The following is a 16415-nucleotide window of genomic DNA, read 5'->3' on the forward strand; positions in this document are numbered from 1 at the left end:
ATTAACTTCATTGAAGCAGGCATATAATGCTAGCTGAATGTCTTACTTTAAATACAGTGTGTTTTTGTTAAAATTGTGTGTCATGTTGGACGTCGTTTTGTAACCCAAAGCCAAGTTGGCTAGATGAATAATGTTAAGGAATTACGTTGTATAAATTCAAGGGCTATACTTTTGATTCGGTGCTTGGCGCGTTGTACCACCAAGAAGGCTCTATTCAATTACGCCCTAAACTTGCTCAGTTACTCGAATATTTTCTTATTAATGCGGGCCGTGTAATCACCAGAGAAGAATTGTTATCCGAAATCTGGATCAATGGTGAATATAGAGAAAGTTCACTTACTCAGAGTATTCGGGAGCTACGCAAACAGCTAAACGACAACGTTCATGACCCCGTATTCATTAAAACGTACCCTCAGCGTGGTTATATCTGGCTAACGGAAGTTGAATTAGAGCAAGAAGAAACGCAGCCCGAACCGGTCAATCAAAAAACATCTAATTTAGGACATAAAAATCCCTATATTCTTTTTATGGTCGTGGGTATTTTTGCTTTGGTTGTATCGGCTGGATTACTTTATCAATCAAACACAAACTCGATTATAAATTCTACCGCACAAACCCAGCAAAACCATATTCGTCGAATATTAATCGCGCCATTTATTAATGAAACTGGCGAAACAAAACTTGATTGGTTGAATTATAGTCTCAGGCATATGCTGATCGAAGGGTTAAAGGAATTACCAAATTATAATGTTGTCCCTGATAATACCGCTTTACAGTTGCTTGCGGCAGAAAGCCCCAAATTTAGTAATCAGGAACAAGCCTTAGATAGTATTGTGGTAAGTGGTCGAGCTGATCAGTGGATGTTAGCATCAGTTTCTCAAGAGTTTGGCCGATTTGTGTTTAGGTACCAGCTATCGCAGCCAAATGGGGAGCGGAAAGAAGGAGTGATTTATAGTGAGGGGCTAGACTTATCACTTCCTGATTTGGCAAATAGCTTTATCAAACAATTTAACAAAGGAACCAATAAATTAAGTACTTTTAAGGTGTCTGATAATCAATTCTCAACCAAAGATTACTTAGAAGGGCTGCACGCACTAGAGACTCATGGTGTTGGTTTAGCTATTCGATATTTTGAAGCATCTAGCTTGCATGATCCAAGTAACACCCATGCATTGATAGAGTTGGCTCGTTCATACTGGCGAACAGGGCAGGTTGAGAAAGCACAAGCACTTTTTGCAAAGCTAGAAGAAGATACAGAACTGCAGGCTCAGTCTAATTTACGTGTACGGTTGTTGTTTTATTGGGGGGAATTGGAACAAGTATTAGGGAATTACGAAGAGTCCGAAAGACTGCTCAAGTTGGCGTTGGCAAATAGTGAAGAGCTCTCAAATGAAGTGATCCGCTCACGTATTTATTTGGTACTTTCAGATGTTGCGTCAAAACAGCAAAAATGGGAACTGTACAAAGATTACGTCAATCTGTCGAAAGTCGGTATTAACTTACAAAATGATGTCAGCACAGAAGCGACGCGGCTTTACTACATTGGTAGTCCACCAGCTGCGAGGCCTGAGCAGGTCACCGATGTTAATTTAAACGAAAGCTTAGAAAGCTTGCACCGCTCTCTTAGTTATTATCAAAAAAATAATAACTTGAGTTTATTAATGCAAACGTATTTTGCGATTGGTCAGAACTTTGTTGCTGATATTAACAGCCGAGCGAAGGCCTTAAAAAAGGCGTTGGAGCTAGCAATAGAGCAAGAAGAAATCATTTATAAGATTAAGATCGCAAATTATCTTGGCTTCTTTTACATTCAGCTTCACGACGGGCAGCGAGCATTAAAGTATCTGCAAATTGCGCAAAGTGAGTTTAATACTGGACTAGAAAACTCGCCGCTTTACTATCGCAATCGCCTGCTTGAAGCTATGGGGAAAATGGATCTGGGGATTAGTTTAGTCGATCCTGATTTACTTGATGCTGCCGACGGTATCTTTACTGAAATGGAATCATCCAATGTCAGAGATTATCCTCACATACAGGCTGATGCACACTTATTACATGGGTGGACATTATTGATCAAGCAGGAGTATCAAAAAGCATTACCTAAATTAACGAGAGCACAGATTAAATACCAATCTTTAGGATTAAATGACTCTAAGGCGTATGCGGATTATTCTTTAATGTACGCTTATTTGCAGCTAGGTAATTACAGCAAGGCTATTGAACTGTTTGATGATAGCAAGAATAAAAAGTTATTATTTGATTATGCGGCGATCGCGCACTTACAGCTGGAGCAGTTTGATGAGGCAGAAAAGCTGTTGCTGCAAAGTAAATCGAGCTTTTCTGGGTTGTGGAGAGAGCAAGATGAGCGCTTATTAGGCTTTGCAACGCGTGTCATGCCGATCCAAAATGACAACTCAATAAGTACCTTGATAGATCAGTGGCAAAAACCTTACTCCGTTTACTGTGAATCAGAGTGGGGAATGTAATCCCCACTTGGTTTTTAGTGATGCCTCTAGAAGCATAAGCTTTGGATAAGGGGGCGTTTGACGATAAATTTATAGGCCCGCTTTACCTACAGAATAGGTATGAGCTGGTAACAAGAAGCGAGTGCTATCGAGCGCTTTCTTCTTGAGGTCTAGATATCGTGAAAACACGCATTTATTGCTCCGCACTTTCACCTATAAAACTAAAAACACACATAAAGTCAAAGTGTTATTGTCTTTGTGTTTTATCCTCTCAGCTCTATTTTTAGGCTTGGAATTTAGTTCTACATAAGACATTTTTTAATGTGCCTAGTACCGGGTTTACTCTCTCAATTGACCAGAAACTTAATCGACTTGGTACGCTAAACCTTGTTCTTTCTTCGTAAACTAGCCTTCCTTGCTCTGTGTCATTTTTTAACTCGAGTAGCCTATTTGGCATTTCAATTTCTCATTCCTAAATTTTTAGACATTTACTATCCAGTCAATCGTTACCTTATCAATGTTTTGTTTTTGTTAATTCGTTTTGTGTTTTGTTAATTGTCATCTCTTGCGTAAATTTATATAAAAAAGCGTATTGGTGAGTTCCCCTTAGAATTAATCAGCGCTTCATTAGGCTGTCTTTTTAGATTTTTAATAAAACTTAGCTACAAAAAAGAAAAACAAATAAAAGCTTTTTAATCATGCGTTTATTAGTTTTTAACTAATCATGGTTATGGGCTTTTTATCTATTTTAGATATCTTTGATGTCTTTTTTGTCGCTATGGGTGTTCATTCTCCGCTACTTTATGTGCGCACTTTACATGGCCTGGGAATGAGGGTGTTTAGTAATAAACAACAGGTTGTGTTGTAAATTTTGTGTGTTGAAGGTTTCTATTGTTTATTTTTTGTGTCTTTTGGCGCGGTGGTCAATAGAAGCGGAAACTTTAAAGGACGGGGAAATGATTACATTAAATGGCAACAACAGGGTGGTTAAGACAGTAATAAGAACCTTCTTTGACAACTCGAAGGAATGGTTAAGATGAGTAATACAATTAACTTAGCCGAGCGTTGGCTGCACCATTGTGAAGTACCAGAGAAAATAGCAATTGCTCATCAGGACTGCGAAATTACGTATGAGCAATTAAAAAGTTCGATGGCTAAGTTGGCGAGTGCCTTTGAACAAATCGGTCTACAAAAAGACAGCCGTGTCGTTATCGGATTAAATGACAGTCCAATACTACACACTTGTTTTCTAGCTAGTTTGGCGTTTGGCGCGATCCCTATCGTGATCAACCCGAAGCTGAGTGAGTCTGCGCTTACTTACATTATTGGCGACAGCGATGCGAGTATTTATGTATCTGAGGAAAATGGCAGAACCACTTTCCAGTTTTTTCATCAAGGCAATAAAACCAACAAAGTTACTTACCAAACCATGCTTAGTTATGGGGATGTAGCTTGGAATAACTATTTTTTCCGTGATCCCAGTGATGTTGCGTTTATGCAATATACTTCAGGCACGACAGGCAATCCAAAAGGTGTGATGCACTCTAGCGAAAATGCACTGTACATTGCACAGTATTTTGCCAAAAACACTCTGGGTGCAACCCAACAAGATGTTTTCTATTCGCTTGCTAAGTCATTCTTTGGTTATGGCTTGGGCAATAGTTTGATTTTTCCATTAGAGCTTCAAGCGACAGTCGTGCTCGATAGTGAGTGGCCAACAATAGAACGTGTAGCGGCAAACTTGAGTCGCTATCAGCCTACTTTATTCTTTGGTGTTCCCGCTATATATCACGGCTTAGCCTCACTTCATAATAGCCATGCTATCGTTAGCTCCGTGCGATTAGCTATTTCAGCGGGCTCAGCATTGCCTTCTGGTATTTTCAATAGTTGGGATCAGCAGTTTGGGCTTCGGATCGTTGACGGTCTGGGTTCAACGGAGTTGTGCCACATATTTTGCTCACATACGCCACAAACAGCGAGTTGTAATAGCCTAGGTAAGCCGCTATCAGGATATGAAGTGTCTATCCGAGATGCAAATCAGCAGCCCGTTGCGCAGGGGAAAACAGGGAACTTATGGGTGAAAGGGCCCAGTATGGCATTGGGTTATTGGAAAAATTCGGCCGCCACTCAGAACAAGTTCGTTGATGGTTGGTATAACTCTGGTGATTTAGCTGCCATTGACGAAAATGGAGAACTGCATTTCAAAGGCCGTTCGGACGATCTCTTTAAAGTAAATGGCCGTTGGGTTGTGCCTTCTGAAATAGAAGTTAAGTTAGCGCATAACTTTCCTACCATTCTTGAACTCGCCATGGTTCCTTATGAAGCAGACGATGGTTTCATTAAACCAAGCCTTTGGGTGGTGCCTCGCCAGGGGGTCGATAGCCACTCTTTGAAGCGCGAAGTTAATCACTGGTGTTCACAAAACCTATCAAGCTATCAACGTCCAAACCTGATCACGATGATTGATGCGTTACCAAGAAATGATAATGGCAAAGTGGTTCGCAAACGCCTCATGCATTTAGAGGAAGTGGCATAACATGACTGAGTTGCAGAAAATTTATAGCCAAGTCGATACACTTGATTATGGTGACGGTGATGTAATGCGCTTTTATCGTCGCTTTGCAGCGGATAGCTACTCGTTTGTATATGAGTTTAATAACGCCGCAACCAAAGCTATTCCGCCTCGGTACAGCTTGGTAGGTCTATCCTCTTTGGCAAAAATTGTACTTAAAAATAACAAGTTAATGTATTGCTGTGGCAATGATGTCATTTTCGAACAGCAGTTTGATTGTGTAACACAGGCTTGGACCAAATTAGAGGAATTAACTGCAAATACAGAGTTTGTACTTAACCCAGAGATTGAGCTGTTTGAGTTTGGCTGGTTAGGTATTTGGGGTTATGAAAGCATCCGTTACTTTGAGCCACATAAGTTACCTGATCCAGAGTTGCCAGACTTAACACAATCTTCGGATGTTGAGTTAATGCTTCCACAGCAGATGGCGATTTTTGACCATAAGGAAAAGCAGGCCAAGCTTGTCACTTTTTCATCTGTCCCACAACACAGTAATACTGGCTTAATTGAGCGGTTACACTCTTGGCCTCAAGATTCGGTTGATGGCCCAGTACAGTTTAATTTCAAGCAAGACGAATTTAAGCAAACAGTAGATAAGCTCAAACAAAACATAAAAGACGGCGAAATCATGCAGGCCGTCTTATCACAGCGAATGCAGATCCCTGTGTCTGGATGTGGGCTGGATTTTTTTACACAGCTTAGAAGAGTAAGCCCTTCTCCTTATCAATTCTATATTCGTTTAAATGCTGGGTGTTTGTTTGGCGCATCGCCAGAGACGCTTGTGCGTAATGATAATGGCGAGCTTGTTTCTTTTCCAATGGCGGGCACTCGCCACAGACAAGCCTGTGAGGTCGAGAATGCGCGGCTAGAGCAGGAACTATTGCAAGACGAAAAAGAGCTTGCTGAGCACTTGATGCTGATTGATTTAGCCAGAAATGACCTCGGTCGAGTGTCTGATCCTGCTACTGTCAGTGTTCCTCGCAAAATGACTGTGGAGCACTTTTCTCATGTGATGCATATCACATCACAGGTGAGTGCATCACTAAACAAACAGCATAGTAATTTTGATTTGATTAAAGCCACATTGCCAGCAGGTACATTAAGTGGTGCACCAAAGATACGTGCGATGCAGCTGTTGGATAAATACGAGCAAGTCAGGCGTGGGTTTTATGGTGGCGGGGTTGGCATATTGAATAACCAGCTACTTGATCTGGCAATTATTATTCGCTCCGCGTACATCAAAAATGGCTATCTCAACATTCAGGCGGGGGCTGGCATTGTGACCGACTCAAACCCTGAAAGTGAATGGCAAGAAACTATGAATAAAAGTCGGGCAATGCTGGTTGCACTGGGCATTGCCGAATCTCAGGATAAGGAAGCTGCCACATGTTAGTCATGATAGATAACTATGATTCATTTACTTATAACCTTGTGCACTATTTCTTCGCGTTAGGCCAAACGGTTAAAGTGGTGAGAAATGATGAAATCACGATAGATGAATTGGCAGCGTTAAAGCCAAGTGGTTTGATTATTTCACCAGGGCCCTTCGGCCCTGAGCAAGCTGGCATTTCATGCGAAGCCATCGAATACTTTTCAAGAAAAATCCCAATACTAGGGATTTGTTTGGGGCATCAAGCCATCGCCCATGTTTTCGGCGCGGTAGTGTGTCATGCACAGGCTCCAATGCATGGCAAAGTGAAGCAAATTACACACGACAATTCAGGGCTATTTTCTGGGTTACCTTCTCCGTTAGACATCGTGCGTTACCACAGCTTATGTGTATCTAGCATATTACCTGAATGCTTAAAAGTCACGGCTTTGTCGGTGGCAACGCCTTCGGGTCAAGCTGAAGTTATGGCATTACAACACAAGTATTTACCAATATTCGGGTTACAGTTTCATCCAGAGTCCATCGCAACTGAAAGAGGGCTGGATATGCTGCGCAATTGGTTGGTAGAAAGTGGGCTAGTATCACCAGAGCTTGATACTGCTAATGAAGTCGCTGCATAAGGAGAAAAAGCAATGTTTTCCACTCAAGTTGTCAAGGCTATTCAACAACATCCCAAAATTGGTGCAGGTAACTTTCTTACTGTTTTAAACGAGATAGTGCCAGATACACATCAGGACTTGATAAAGGTTGAACAGCCGATCAGTGAATATTGTACTCAACGTCATTTTACCATTGCAGATCTTCTGTATTTGAGCGAACTCATCGCGGGAAAATATTGTGCGATGGGGGTGTGTGCCAAAGAAACGGTAGGTTTGTATCTTAACGATGATCTAAGCTACTTCATTCACTACCTTGCGTTAAACAGAATTGGCGCTATTCCAGTATGTATTAATGACAAGCTAGACCCTGAAATTGTCATTGCTTTTTGCCGTAATGCTGCCGTGGAGCGACTTGTTTACTCGGATAATAAAGCACAGTGCTTTATCAATTTATCGTTAAAAACAATAAAGCTATTTACGGTAACGCAGTTACTCTCTTTGGCTAATACTGAATTGCCAGCAATGCCCGAGTTTGCTGCAGATGATGTGATTTTACTAGCACATACTTCGGGCACTACGGGTGTGCCCAAAGCAGTAACTTTTACCCACCATAGTTTCTTTTTTGGTGTGCAAAATCAATTATTAAAACAAAGAGGTGAGCGAGTGTTATGCGCTTTGCCACACTCTCACAGTTCTGCTATCTCCGTCATGATGTCGAGCTTATTGCGAGGCGCGAGCACCTATATTTTATCTGATAAGTCTGCGCAAAACTTAGCAAAAAAAGTCGAGCAAGAACGCTCTGAACTCATCGTTGCTTTCCCTAAAACCTATGTCGACTTGTGTCGTGAAACCTTAGATGAACGTCAGTTTTCCTCAGTGGGTTATTGGATTGCTACAGGTGATGCAAATCATGAGTCGCATATCAGAAAGTTGATTGCGCTTGGCAAACATTATGCTGATGGTAAGCGTAAATCAGGCTCTATATTCATTGACAACTTGGGGTCATCAGAGTTTGGGTTCGCCATATTCAGAAATATTCATAGCTTGGAGCAGCACCAATTTGACCGCTGTATCGGTCGCGCGTTTGAGTGGGTAGATGCAGCAGTATTGAACGATAAAGGAGAGCAGCTTGGCCCCAATCGAGTGGGGTTACTGGGCGTTAAATCAGAATCTGTGACGGCAGGATATTGGAATGCTCCCCAACTAACTGAGGATGCAAAGCTCAGTGGTTATTGGTTAACAGGCGACTTAGTCTATTTTGATGAAACGGGTAAATTTTTCCACGTCGATCGTACGACTGATCCTGTTTATACCAAAGATGGTGTGCTTTACAGCTGCTTGGCTGAAGAAGTCATTCTGAAGTATTTACCTGAAATTTTTGAATGCAGTGTTTTTGCTAAGCCTGACCCTCAAAACCCAGAATTTTATCTACCACATGTTTGTGTGGAATTATCACGGTCTGCATCTGAAATAGCGGCCGATTGTTTGCTCGATAAAGTTAACACCGTTTTGCAACAGCATGATTTGATAAAAGTTGTCTCTCTCACCTTTCAGTCCGGTCATGAATATACCGGAGTAACAGGAAAAAAATTAAAGCGTCAATTACGTGAGCTAAAAGCTGCATAAGTAAGGATCACACTATGTCACCAAAACTACATTTGTATGGGTATGACATTTGCCCATTTTCTATTCGGATCAGAATGTTACTTGAGGTCTTGCATTTAGACTACAGTTATACCAACGTTGAGGTTTATACTCAAAAACCGGCTGCTTTATTAAAGCATTCACCTATGGGTAAAGTTCCTACTTTGTTAGTCGATATTGAGTCGCTATCAGAGTCTAGCGTTATTGCTCGCTGGTTAGCCGAGGTATACCAAGAGCAGCAATTGTTATCTCGTAATGCCTGGCAAAAAGCAAAGCAACAAGAGCTTATGGAATTAATAGAACAAGCTCATGGTGCTGTTTCTACAATCATTCGCAGTGAAAGCGAGCAAAGTTTCCAGACTGGGATCAATGAGCTCAGCACTATTTTACCCGTTTTACATCAAGAACTGCGTGAAGAAGTTACGCACGTATCGACACTCGTTGATGTGTGGAAGCTGGTGTTATGTAGTGTTATCCGTAACCTTGATTGCGCACTAAACAAAGCACTCAGCAGTGCGATACCACAGATCAGAAATTATCCAAATTATCAAAAAAGTAGTGTTGCAGTCGCAAAGCTCGTAGCTAAAGTTTTGCCGCATCATTACGAGTTGCAGTTACGTGAATTACTAATAAATCGCGCTGGCTACTGTGCAAACTTAATCGCTTCCGAGCATAAAGTGGAGCAGTTAAGCGCATGATTAAAAAGATAAACTCTAAATTACAACTACAAGCAATGTCGGTCTACTTGCGCAGTTTTGATGAGCCGCGCCTTAGTTGCATTGACTGGCTAAGAGATTCGACTGGCACGTTATTTTCCGATCAGCAAGTTGATGCACAAGCATTAGATTTGATTATTACGCTCTCAACCAGTATCGACCGTATTATTGAACGTAACGAGCAGCAGACACCAAGAGTTGGGTATGCACTACAAGAGCATCTACAAGCAGACAATGCATTTGTAATTGATTTACAAGACACAACTTGGGCGCAGGCACTAGAAGTTGCGAATGGCTATTTTGTCGCTGCCGGGATGAAAAATATTTTAATTGCCGAAGCAAATTCACATGATGTGAAGCAGTTTCCAACTTTGGAAGCTGGCGCACGAAGTGTTCTGTTAAGCGCTTCAGATGCAGTGTCTCAGTGTCAAATAGTACAACAAGAGATCGCTGGATATCAGCCAAATACTTTATCTCTATCTACTGAGGGCAAGCTTGAGTTGTCTGTTCAGCTCCCTGCGAAACATGCGCTAACCGACCATTTGGTAAGTCAAATAGTACAACTTTGTGAAGCATTACAAGGTGATGGGCAAGCCGTAATGATTGATGCACCGCACTATCTTGAGGCGCAACTTATCAGAGCATTGCAATTCAATGCCCCCCAATTACGTTGGTCAAGTTGGAATGACACCCAAGCTCAGCTCAAAGAGGCATTGCCTCAAATTTGGCTAAGTGTTTGTCCATTTAGGGCAAAAATAGTAGCGCGAACAATGTTTTAGGAGAATGGGATGAATATGTGTGGTGTAGAGATTAAGGCTGTGGCAGCCAAAGTGCCAACATTAGCAGTAAAAAATGAAGATCCACAGTGGTTCTCAAAGATTAGTAGTACAGATAGAGAAGAGTGGGAACAAAAGTGGGGAATCAAGCAGCGTTATTACACAGACTTAAGTGTTTCGATGCCAATGGATATTTCGGTATCTGTGGCACAAGAAGCGTTGCAGTTGGCTGAATTAGACAGCGATGATATCGATCTTTTTATCACTTCTTCGTCATTGGCTGTGCAAATTCCGGAGCGTCAATTTTATCCTCGGATCAGTCATACGTTGAAGCAAAGACTGCAATTAAAGAATGCGACAGCCGAGTTCGATATCCAAAATGAATGTTCAAGTATGATGGACGGGCTGCAATTAGCGGCCAACGCAATTATGACTGGTCAAGCTGAGCATGTGTTAATTCTTACGCAAGAAATTAGTAGTGCCATCATGGATAGAAGCTGTGTAAACGGAATGAATTTTGGTGATGGCTACGCTGCGATGATTGTGTCTAAATCATCAGATCCAACTCTCGGTATTGTTTCGCAGCATTATCAAAGTTTTCCTAAGCACCACAAGTTAGCAACTATCTGTTGGAACGACAAAGTAGATACCTATTTTGGTCTGTGTTTCGATATGCCCGAGCAAGGGGCTAGAGTGATGGGGCAGTTTGTACCAAAGTCCTTACCAAAACTGGTAAATGCAGCCATGAAAAAAGTAGAGCTCGACTCAAACGACATCGACTTCTTTGTTTTTCATCAACCTGCAAGAAAGTTAATTGATGCATGGTGCGCCTTATTGCGTATTCCTGAGCATAAGGTGTTAAAAATTATGGAAGAGTTTGGTTGCGCCGTCGCGGCAGCAATGCCTCTTGCTTTTAATATCGCGCTACAGCAACAAGCCATCGCCGATAATAGCAAAATTGTGATTGCTAGCCCTTCAATCGGCTGGGGATTTGGGGCACAGATTTGGCAACTTGGTAAAGTGCCAAAATTTTCATCCAATGTTCACTATCAAATTTAATCGTAAGGACCAACCCTAATGAAGGACACATATATTCTTGGCACTGGTTATCACTTGCCAAAACGGAAAGTTGATAATCACATGATCTCTGAAGTCATTAACACCTCGGATGAATTTATTCGTGCACGTATCGGTGTTGAAACGAGATTTCATGCACAAAGCACTGAAGCGACTAGCGATCTCATGCTTATGGCTGCACAGCAGGCTGTAGCAGACGCTGGGATCACTTTAGAGCAGGTCGATATGCTAATAGTGAATACGCTAAGTCCTGATATTCATGACCCATCACAGGCTTGTGTGTTGGCAAGCAAACTAGGTCTAGCCGAGCTACCTGTTTTTGATATTAGAGCTCAATGTAGTGGCCTTATTTATGGGGTTAATATCGCGAAAAACTTCGTGGCAATGGGAGAAGCTAAATACGTTTTAGTGGTAGCAGGAGAGCTATTATCTAAGCGTATGGACACCAGTGATGCAGGGCGAAACCTTGCGGTGATGCTTGGAGATGGGTGTGGGGCTGCCGTGGTTGGACAACAGCATTCAGACGCTCGGGCAAGTGCAAAGATCGAAGACATTCAGTTATGTGGTGATGGTCGTCAGTGGGAAAGCTTAGTTACACGTGCGCCAGGTACTGCACAACGTCAATTTCATGTACCAGACGATGGTGACTTAGGACATTTTTATATGCGCATGAATGGTCCTAACGTATTCCAGCATGGCGTCAGTAAATTTTGTGAAGTTGCGACTCAGATATTATCAAGAAACAATCTGAAGGTTGCTGATATAGATAAATTTATTGTGCATCAGCCAAATCTAAGAATGCTTGAGGAAATCCAGGCTAGGTTAGATATTGACCCTGCGAAAGTACCAATCAATGTGACGCGTTACGGCAATATGGCATCCGCATCAACAGCGGTTACGTTAGCCGAAAACTGCCACAACAAAACGATTAAGGCCGGCGACAGAGTATTGATGCTTTCTTATGGTGCCGGTGCGACATGGGCTGGTGCCCTATTACAGTTTTAGGAGTCGGGGCGATGACTTGGTCACAAAAAATGGGCATGCAGCAAGATGGTTTACACTTATTGGGTACCATTGATATACCTATGTTCTTGATAAAACATGATGCCGGATGGGCCTTGGTAGATGCGAGCGTGGAGCCTCTCGCGCCGCGAATTTTACAGCAGCTAGAGGCGATATGTGGTGATCTAACCACGATTACCCATTGGTTTATAACGCACTCTCACTATGACCATATTGGCACTTTAGCGCTGCTTTATCCGTGGTTACCGGCGGTCAAAGTATACGCCTCTGCGGCAACGAGTAACACGCTGAAAAACCCCAAAGCGCATGCAGTGACTGCTAAATTAACTAGCAGTCTATATAACATCTTACCTGAAGCCGAGCATGCTCCTGCTGCAATGGAAGCAAAGAAAGTAGATTTTGCTGATATCCCTATCATTAGCTTAGCTGATGGAGATAAGGTGACGCTGAGCGCAGGACATCAAGTGGTCGCTGTTGCCACACCTGGACATGCAAAATGTTTACTGAGCTTTTATGAGCCGAAATTCAAGCGCCTGTATGTCTCAGATACTTTGGGGGAAATGGTATCACCGACACAGTGGGAACCACTTGTCTTCCAAGATTATCAAGCCTATCAAGATTCTTTACGAAAGTTGCAAGCATTAGATGTGAATTGTCTCGTATTAGGACATCACGGTGTTTTGTATGGTGAACCAGCAAATGTTGCTGCGGCCAGTGCGTTACAGGGGTTAACTCAATTCAAATCTCGAGCTGCGCGATTGCTTAGTGAAAATGAGGGAGACTTGAACGCGACAGCACAAGTTGTTTCGGATATCACACGTCAATCAACAGAAAAATTTATTACTAAAAAACTCCACTATAACGGCACATTACTAATGATGCAGTTAATGGGGTTTGCTGGACAACCTGAACTTAGTTAGAAAGGAATGAGCAAACAATGAGCTTAAATAAAGTAGCAGTGATCACAGGTGGTGCTAAGGGGTTAGGGTTAGAAGCTGCGAAGCTTTTGGCGAGAGACCATCAAGTTGTACTAACAGCTAGGTCCGAGAAAGCTGGCCAACAAGCCCAGCTGGCTTTGGCTGAAAGCGGTACCGAAGTTGACTTTTTACCATTGGATATTTCCTCGGACGAGAGTGTTGATCTGTTTATGAAAGCGCTAATGGCGCGTTATGGTCGGTGTGATGTGCTGATCAATAACGCTGCAATTTTCTTTGATTGGGAAAACAGTGCATCGCAAATCGACTTGAGTGAATTGAGTGCGACGTTTGAGACAAATGTGATTGGATCTGCTCGAATTTCCAAAGCACTCATGCCGCTGTTACTCGCCTCTGATAATGGCAAAGTGATTTTCCTTAGTAGTGATTTAGGTTCGCTGAATTATGCGGCAGATCCTGAGCATGAATATTTTCCTATCAACGGGTTAGCATACCGTATTTCTAAATCAGCGTTGAATATGTATGCCTTAGCATTAGCGAAAGAGTGTGATGATACTCAGATAGCGGTGACGGTTGTTTCTCCAGGCTGGTGTAAAACAGATATGGGTACAGACAAAGCACCTCGCTCTGCGATTGAGGGTGCACAGAGTATCTATATGGCAGTTAAGGGCGATGGAAAACAGTTTCATCGCAAATTTATTCTTGATGGTAATGAACTCGCTTGGTAACCACAACAAAGGTAAGGAACACAACTAATGAACACATCAACTAGCTCTGTTTTATCAATGGAAAATCGCATTGGTGCGCGCTTTGAAGACTTTGTCCAACAACACCGTATCTGGCAAAACCCTTTGCTTAAAGCATGTGAAAATAATCAATTAACCATCTCTGAGTTTGGCTTTGTAATTGCCCAACATTTTTATTATTCGCGTGGCTTTACCCGATTACTCTCTGCACTAATGATGCAGTGTGAAAACGATCTGCACCGTGTCGCTTTATCCCATAACTTGTGGGAAGAAGCGGGCGAAGAAGAGCAACAAGAATGCCATTCGAACTTGCTACGTAATATGCTTGGTAATGTGTTTGGAGTGACTGCCCCAGATGAAACTCGATTTAGAGACTACACGGTACAGTACTTTAACGATTGTCTTAATTACTTAAAGCATTCTGATATTGTCAGAGCGGCGGCATTCTTAGGTTGGGGCACCGAAGGGGTTGTGCCTAAGATTTACAGTTATCTTTTTAATGGATTGGTAAACCAAGGAGTGGCCGAATCGGACTTACTCTATTTAAGCCTGCATATGGAGTGTGATGATGAACACTCTGAGGTAATTGAAAAAATTGCGCTAGATGCATGTGACGGCGATACTGAACAGCATTGGCTGGCGATCGAAGAGGCAATTGACACCTCTCTATCACTTCGAGATGCATATTTCACGAAATTGTATGAAGAGCTCAAAATGGCCAAAGCAAAATCGTTAATTGATTTGGTGACTTCAGATAAACCTTATGCAGATTTAGAGGCTTCTGGCGCATTACATGCAAATGTACTAGAAAAACAAGGGATAACCTTATACCAGCGAGAAGACGAAGCTGGTGGAGTAAACTTTGAAGTAACTCGTTTTAAAGTTGCCAGTGAAGTGATTGATCCTAGACTTTTAGAGATCCCAGTAGGCAAGCGCAATGAAAAACATAATCACGCCCATGAGTCGGTATTTTATATTCTCAGCGGCCAGGGCCGTGTACACATTGATGAAAAGGCCATTGATGTTGTCGCCGGAGAGTTGGCATACGTGCCTCGTTGGTATGATCACTATACCGTTAATACTGGCTCTGAGCCTTTGAGAATTCTAGCGTTAACGGACTATGGCTTTACTCGCTGTTTCCCTAAAAATAGTGAAAGCTCTTATCGCAATAAGCCCGAAAACTTAGGTCATCAAGTTATCGGTTAATTGTTGATACAGATCCATAACTCTATAGCTACTAAAGACCAGTGATTGTTTCTACATCACTGGTTTTTTATTTCTAACGGTTTCATTTATTGCTCATATCACATAGTAATTCGATTTGGGTCTGTGGAGCTATGCCGCAAAAATAAACGCTAATTAAGTGAGCTATTTTGAGGTTAGAAAATCTAGTCAATAACACCGCTACCACTTCTTGCTATAAGCGGTGAGATTCCGATATTCACGTTCGCTGTGAGGTCATAGTTACTGCTTTGACTTGAGCTAGTGAAAGTGAGAACGGTATCACACCTGTCCATGCTTAAGAAGGTAACTTGTGGGGTGGAGGAAACCAAATCACAGGCTTTGAGGAGCATGTTGCTGCACGGTTAGTGGGTAGCTTGGATTAATGAGTTGTGGAGTAAACTAATTCTGAGGACAGAGGGTTAAGTAGAGGTACTGCTCACTGCTACTTAACCCACTAAGGTTAGAAAAAAGTAGGGGGTTTTTCACCACGATATGTTGGGTTGCCTTTTTCATTAATAACAAGCCAATAAGGGAGACTTGTGATCTCGAACTTCTGAAACAGGCTATTAGTTGAGTCCATAAAGATAGGATGATTCACGTGGAACCTTTGTTGATAAGATTTGACTTCATGGTTAGTAATATAAAAAGGCTTTACTATTGTGGTGACTGGAAGTGTTGTTTTCTCTATCAACCCATTGTTTTGTTTTATCTTTTCTTCGCAATTAGGTAAGTGTTGAAAAGGACATAATGCATCACTGAAAAACAGCACCTGCTTTTTACCATTAAGAGTTATACTCGCTGTCGAACCATCAGGCTTTGTCAAAGCGAAGGTATCGCTCTTTTTTGCTACTTTGTTGATAATATTCTCATGACTCACTTTTGCGTCAGAATGGGGCCGTAGCGGCGTGATACTTTCTACTTTTCCATTGTTTAAAAGTACTCGCGTTGGTGTTTGCCAGATCTTGTATCTTAATGCTAAGGATTGCTGAGTATCTATTTCGAGGCCTTCAAACTGGGGGTAGTAGCCTACAAAGTCGTCGATGGCACCAGCGTTGACATTAAAATCGGGCTGCAATAATACGCGTTTAATATTATCTTTTGGTTTTGGTAATTTAATAGGCTCTGCATATTCGTCCCACAGGTTTATAAAGATAAGCTCAGCCTTACCCTGTTGAGGGATGTCTACAGCCCAAGTGGCGCAGCTATTTACCAATAATGCCAATGTAGTGAGTGTTAGCGTTCTCATTT

Annotated in this window: 13 protein-coding genes; 12 read left to right on the forward strand and 1 reads right to left on the reverse strand. The window is 42.0% G+C overall.

What is annotated here, in order from left to right; genetic code table 11:
• Positions 1–146: 146 nt before the first annotated feature.
• From CWC29_RS16705 to CWC29_RS16760, 12 genes are all read left to right on the forward strand, one after another.
• A complete protein-coding gene (locus CWC29_RS16705) occupies positions 147–2486 on the forward strand; it encodes a winged helix-turn-helix domain-containing protein (RefSeq protein WP_128727177.1) in 2340 nt (779 codons plus the stop codon).
• A gap of 1015 nt (positions 2487–3501) precedes the next feature.
• Positions 3502–5001, forward strand: coding sequence for an AMP-binding protein (locus CWC29_RS16710; RefSeq protein ID WP_161568684.1), 1500 nt, complete (start codon positions 3502–3504; stop codon positions 4999–5001).
• Position 5002: 1 nt separating this feature from the next.
• The gene (locus CWC29_RS16715; protein WP_128727175.1) at positions 5003–6430 is read left to right on the forward strand and encodes an anthranilate synthase component I family protein; all 1428 of its coding nucleotides are present in this window, start codon (positions 5003–5005) and stop codon (positions 6428–6430) included.
• Complete coding sequence (locus tag CWC29_RS16720) at positions 6424–7047, forward strand: anthranilate synthase component II (protein WP_128727174.1); 624 nt, start codon at positions 6424–6426, stop codon at positions 7045–7047. The genes CWC29_RS16715 and CWC29_RS16720 overlap by 7 nt, the downstream gene beginning before the upstream one ends.
• A gap of 12 nt (positions 7048–7059) precedes the next feature.
• On the forward strand, positions 7060–8652 hold the full coding sequence (locus tag CWC29_RS16725; RefSeq protein WP_128727173.1) for a class I adenylate-forming enzyme family protein: 1593 nt from the start codon (positions 7060–7062) through the stop codon (positions 8650–8652).
• A 14-nt stretch (positions 8653–8666) separates the two neighbouring features.
• The gene (locus CWC29_RS16730; RefSeq protein WP_128727172.1) at positions 8667–9368 is read left to right on the forward strand and encodes a glutathione S-transferase family protein; all 702 of its coding nucleotides are present in this window, start codon (positions 8667–8669) and stop codon (positions 9366–9368) included.
• Positions 9365–10165 (forward strand): hypothetical protein, encoded by an 801-nt coding sequence (locus CWC29_RS16735; protein WP_128727171.1) that lies wholly within the window; start codon positions 9365–9367, stop codon positions 10163–10165. Before CWC29_RS16730 ends, CWC29_RS16735 begins: the two co-directional genes overlap by 4 nt.
• A 9-nt stretch (positions 10166–10174) precedes the next feature.
• Positions 10175–11221 carry a 3-oxoacyl-ACP synthase III family protein gene (locus CWC29_RS16740; RefSeq protein WP_128727170.1) on the forward strand — a complete coding sequence of 349 codons (1047 nt, stop codon included), beginning with the start codon at positions 10175–10177 and terminating at the stop codon, positions 11219–11221.
• Between the two features lie 18 nt (positions 11222–11239).
• On the forward strand, positions 11240–12244 hold the full coding sequence (locus CWC29_RS16745; protein ID WP_128727169.1) for a 3-oxoacyl-ACP synthase III family protein: 1005 nt from the start codon (positions 11240–11242) through the stop codon (positions 12242–12244).
• Between the two features lie 11 nt (positions 12245–12255).
• A complete protein-coding gene (locus CWC29_RS16750; RefSeq protein WP_161568683.1) occupies positions 12256–13182 on the forward strand; it encodes an MBL fold metallo-hydrolase in 927 nt (308 codons plus the stop codon).
• 17 nt (positions 13183–13199) lie between these two features.
• Positions 13200–13925, forward strand: a complete 726-nt coding sequence (locus tag CWC29_RS16755; RefSeq protein ID WP_138522619.1) for an SDR family NAD(P)-dependent oxidoreductase — start codon at positions 13200–13202, stop codon at positions 13923–13925.
• 27 nt (positions 13926–13952) lie between these two features.
• The gene (locus tag CWC29_RS16760; protein WP_128727166.1) at positions 13953–15149 is read left to right on the forward strand and encodes an iron-containing redox enzyme family protein; all 1197 of its coding nucleotides are present in this window, start codon (positions 13953–13955) and stop codon (positions 15147–15149) included.
• Positions 15150–15627: 478 nt separating this feature from the next.
• Here the strand turns inward: CWC29_RS16760 and CWC29_RS16765 are convergent, their stop codons facing one another.
• On the reverse strand, positions 15628–16413 hold the full coding sequence (locus CWC29_RS16765; RefSeq protein WP_138522621.1) for a TlpA family protein disulfide reductase: 786 nt from the start codon (positions 16411–16413) through the stop codon (positions 15628–15630).
• Positions 16414–16415 lie beyond the last annotated feature (2 nt).

This window comes from Pseudoalteromonas galatheae, from assembly GCF_005886105.2.
Taxonomy (GTDB): Bacteria; Pseudomonadota; Gammaproteobacteria; order Enterobacterales; family Alteromonadaceae; genus Pseudoalteromonas; species Pseudoalteromonas galatheae.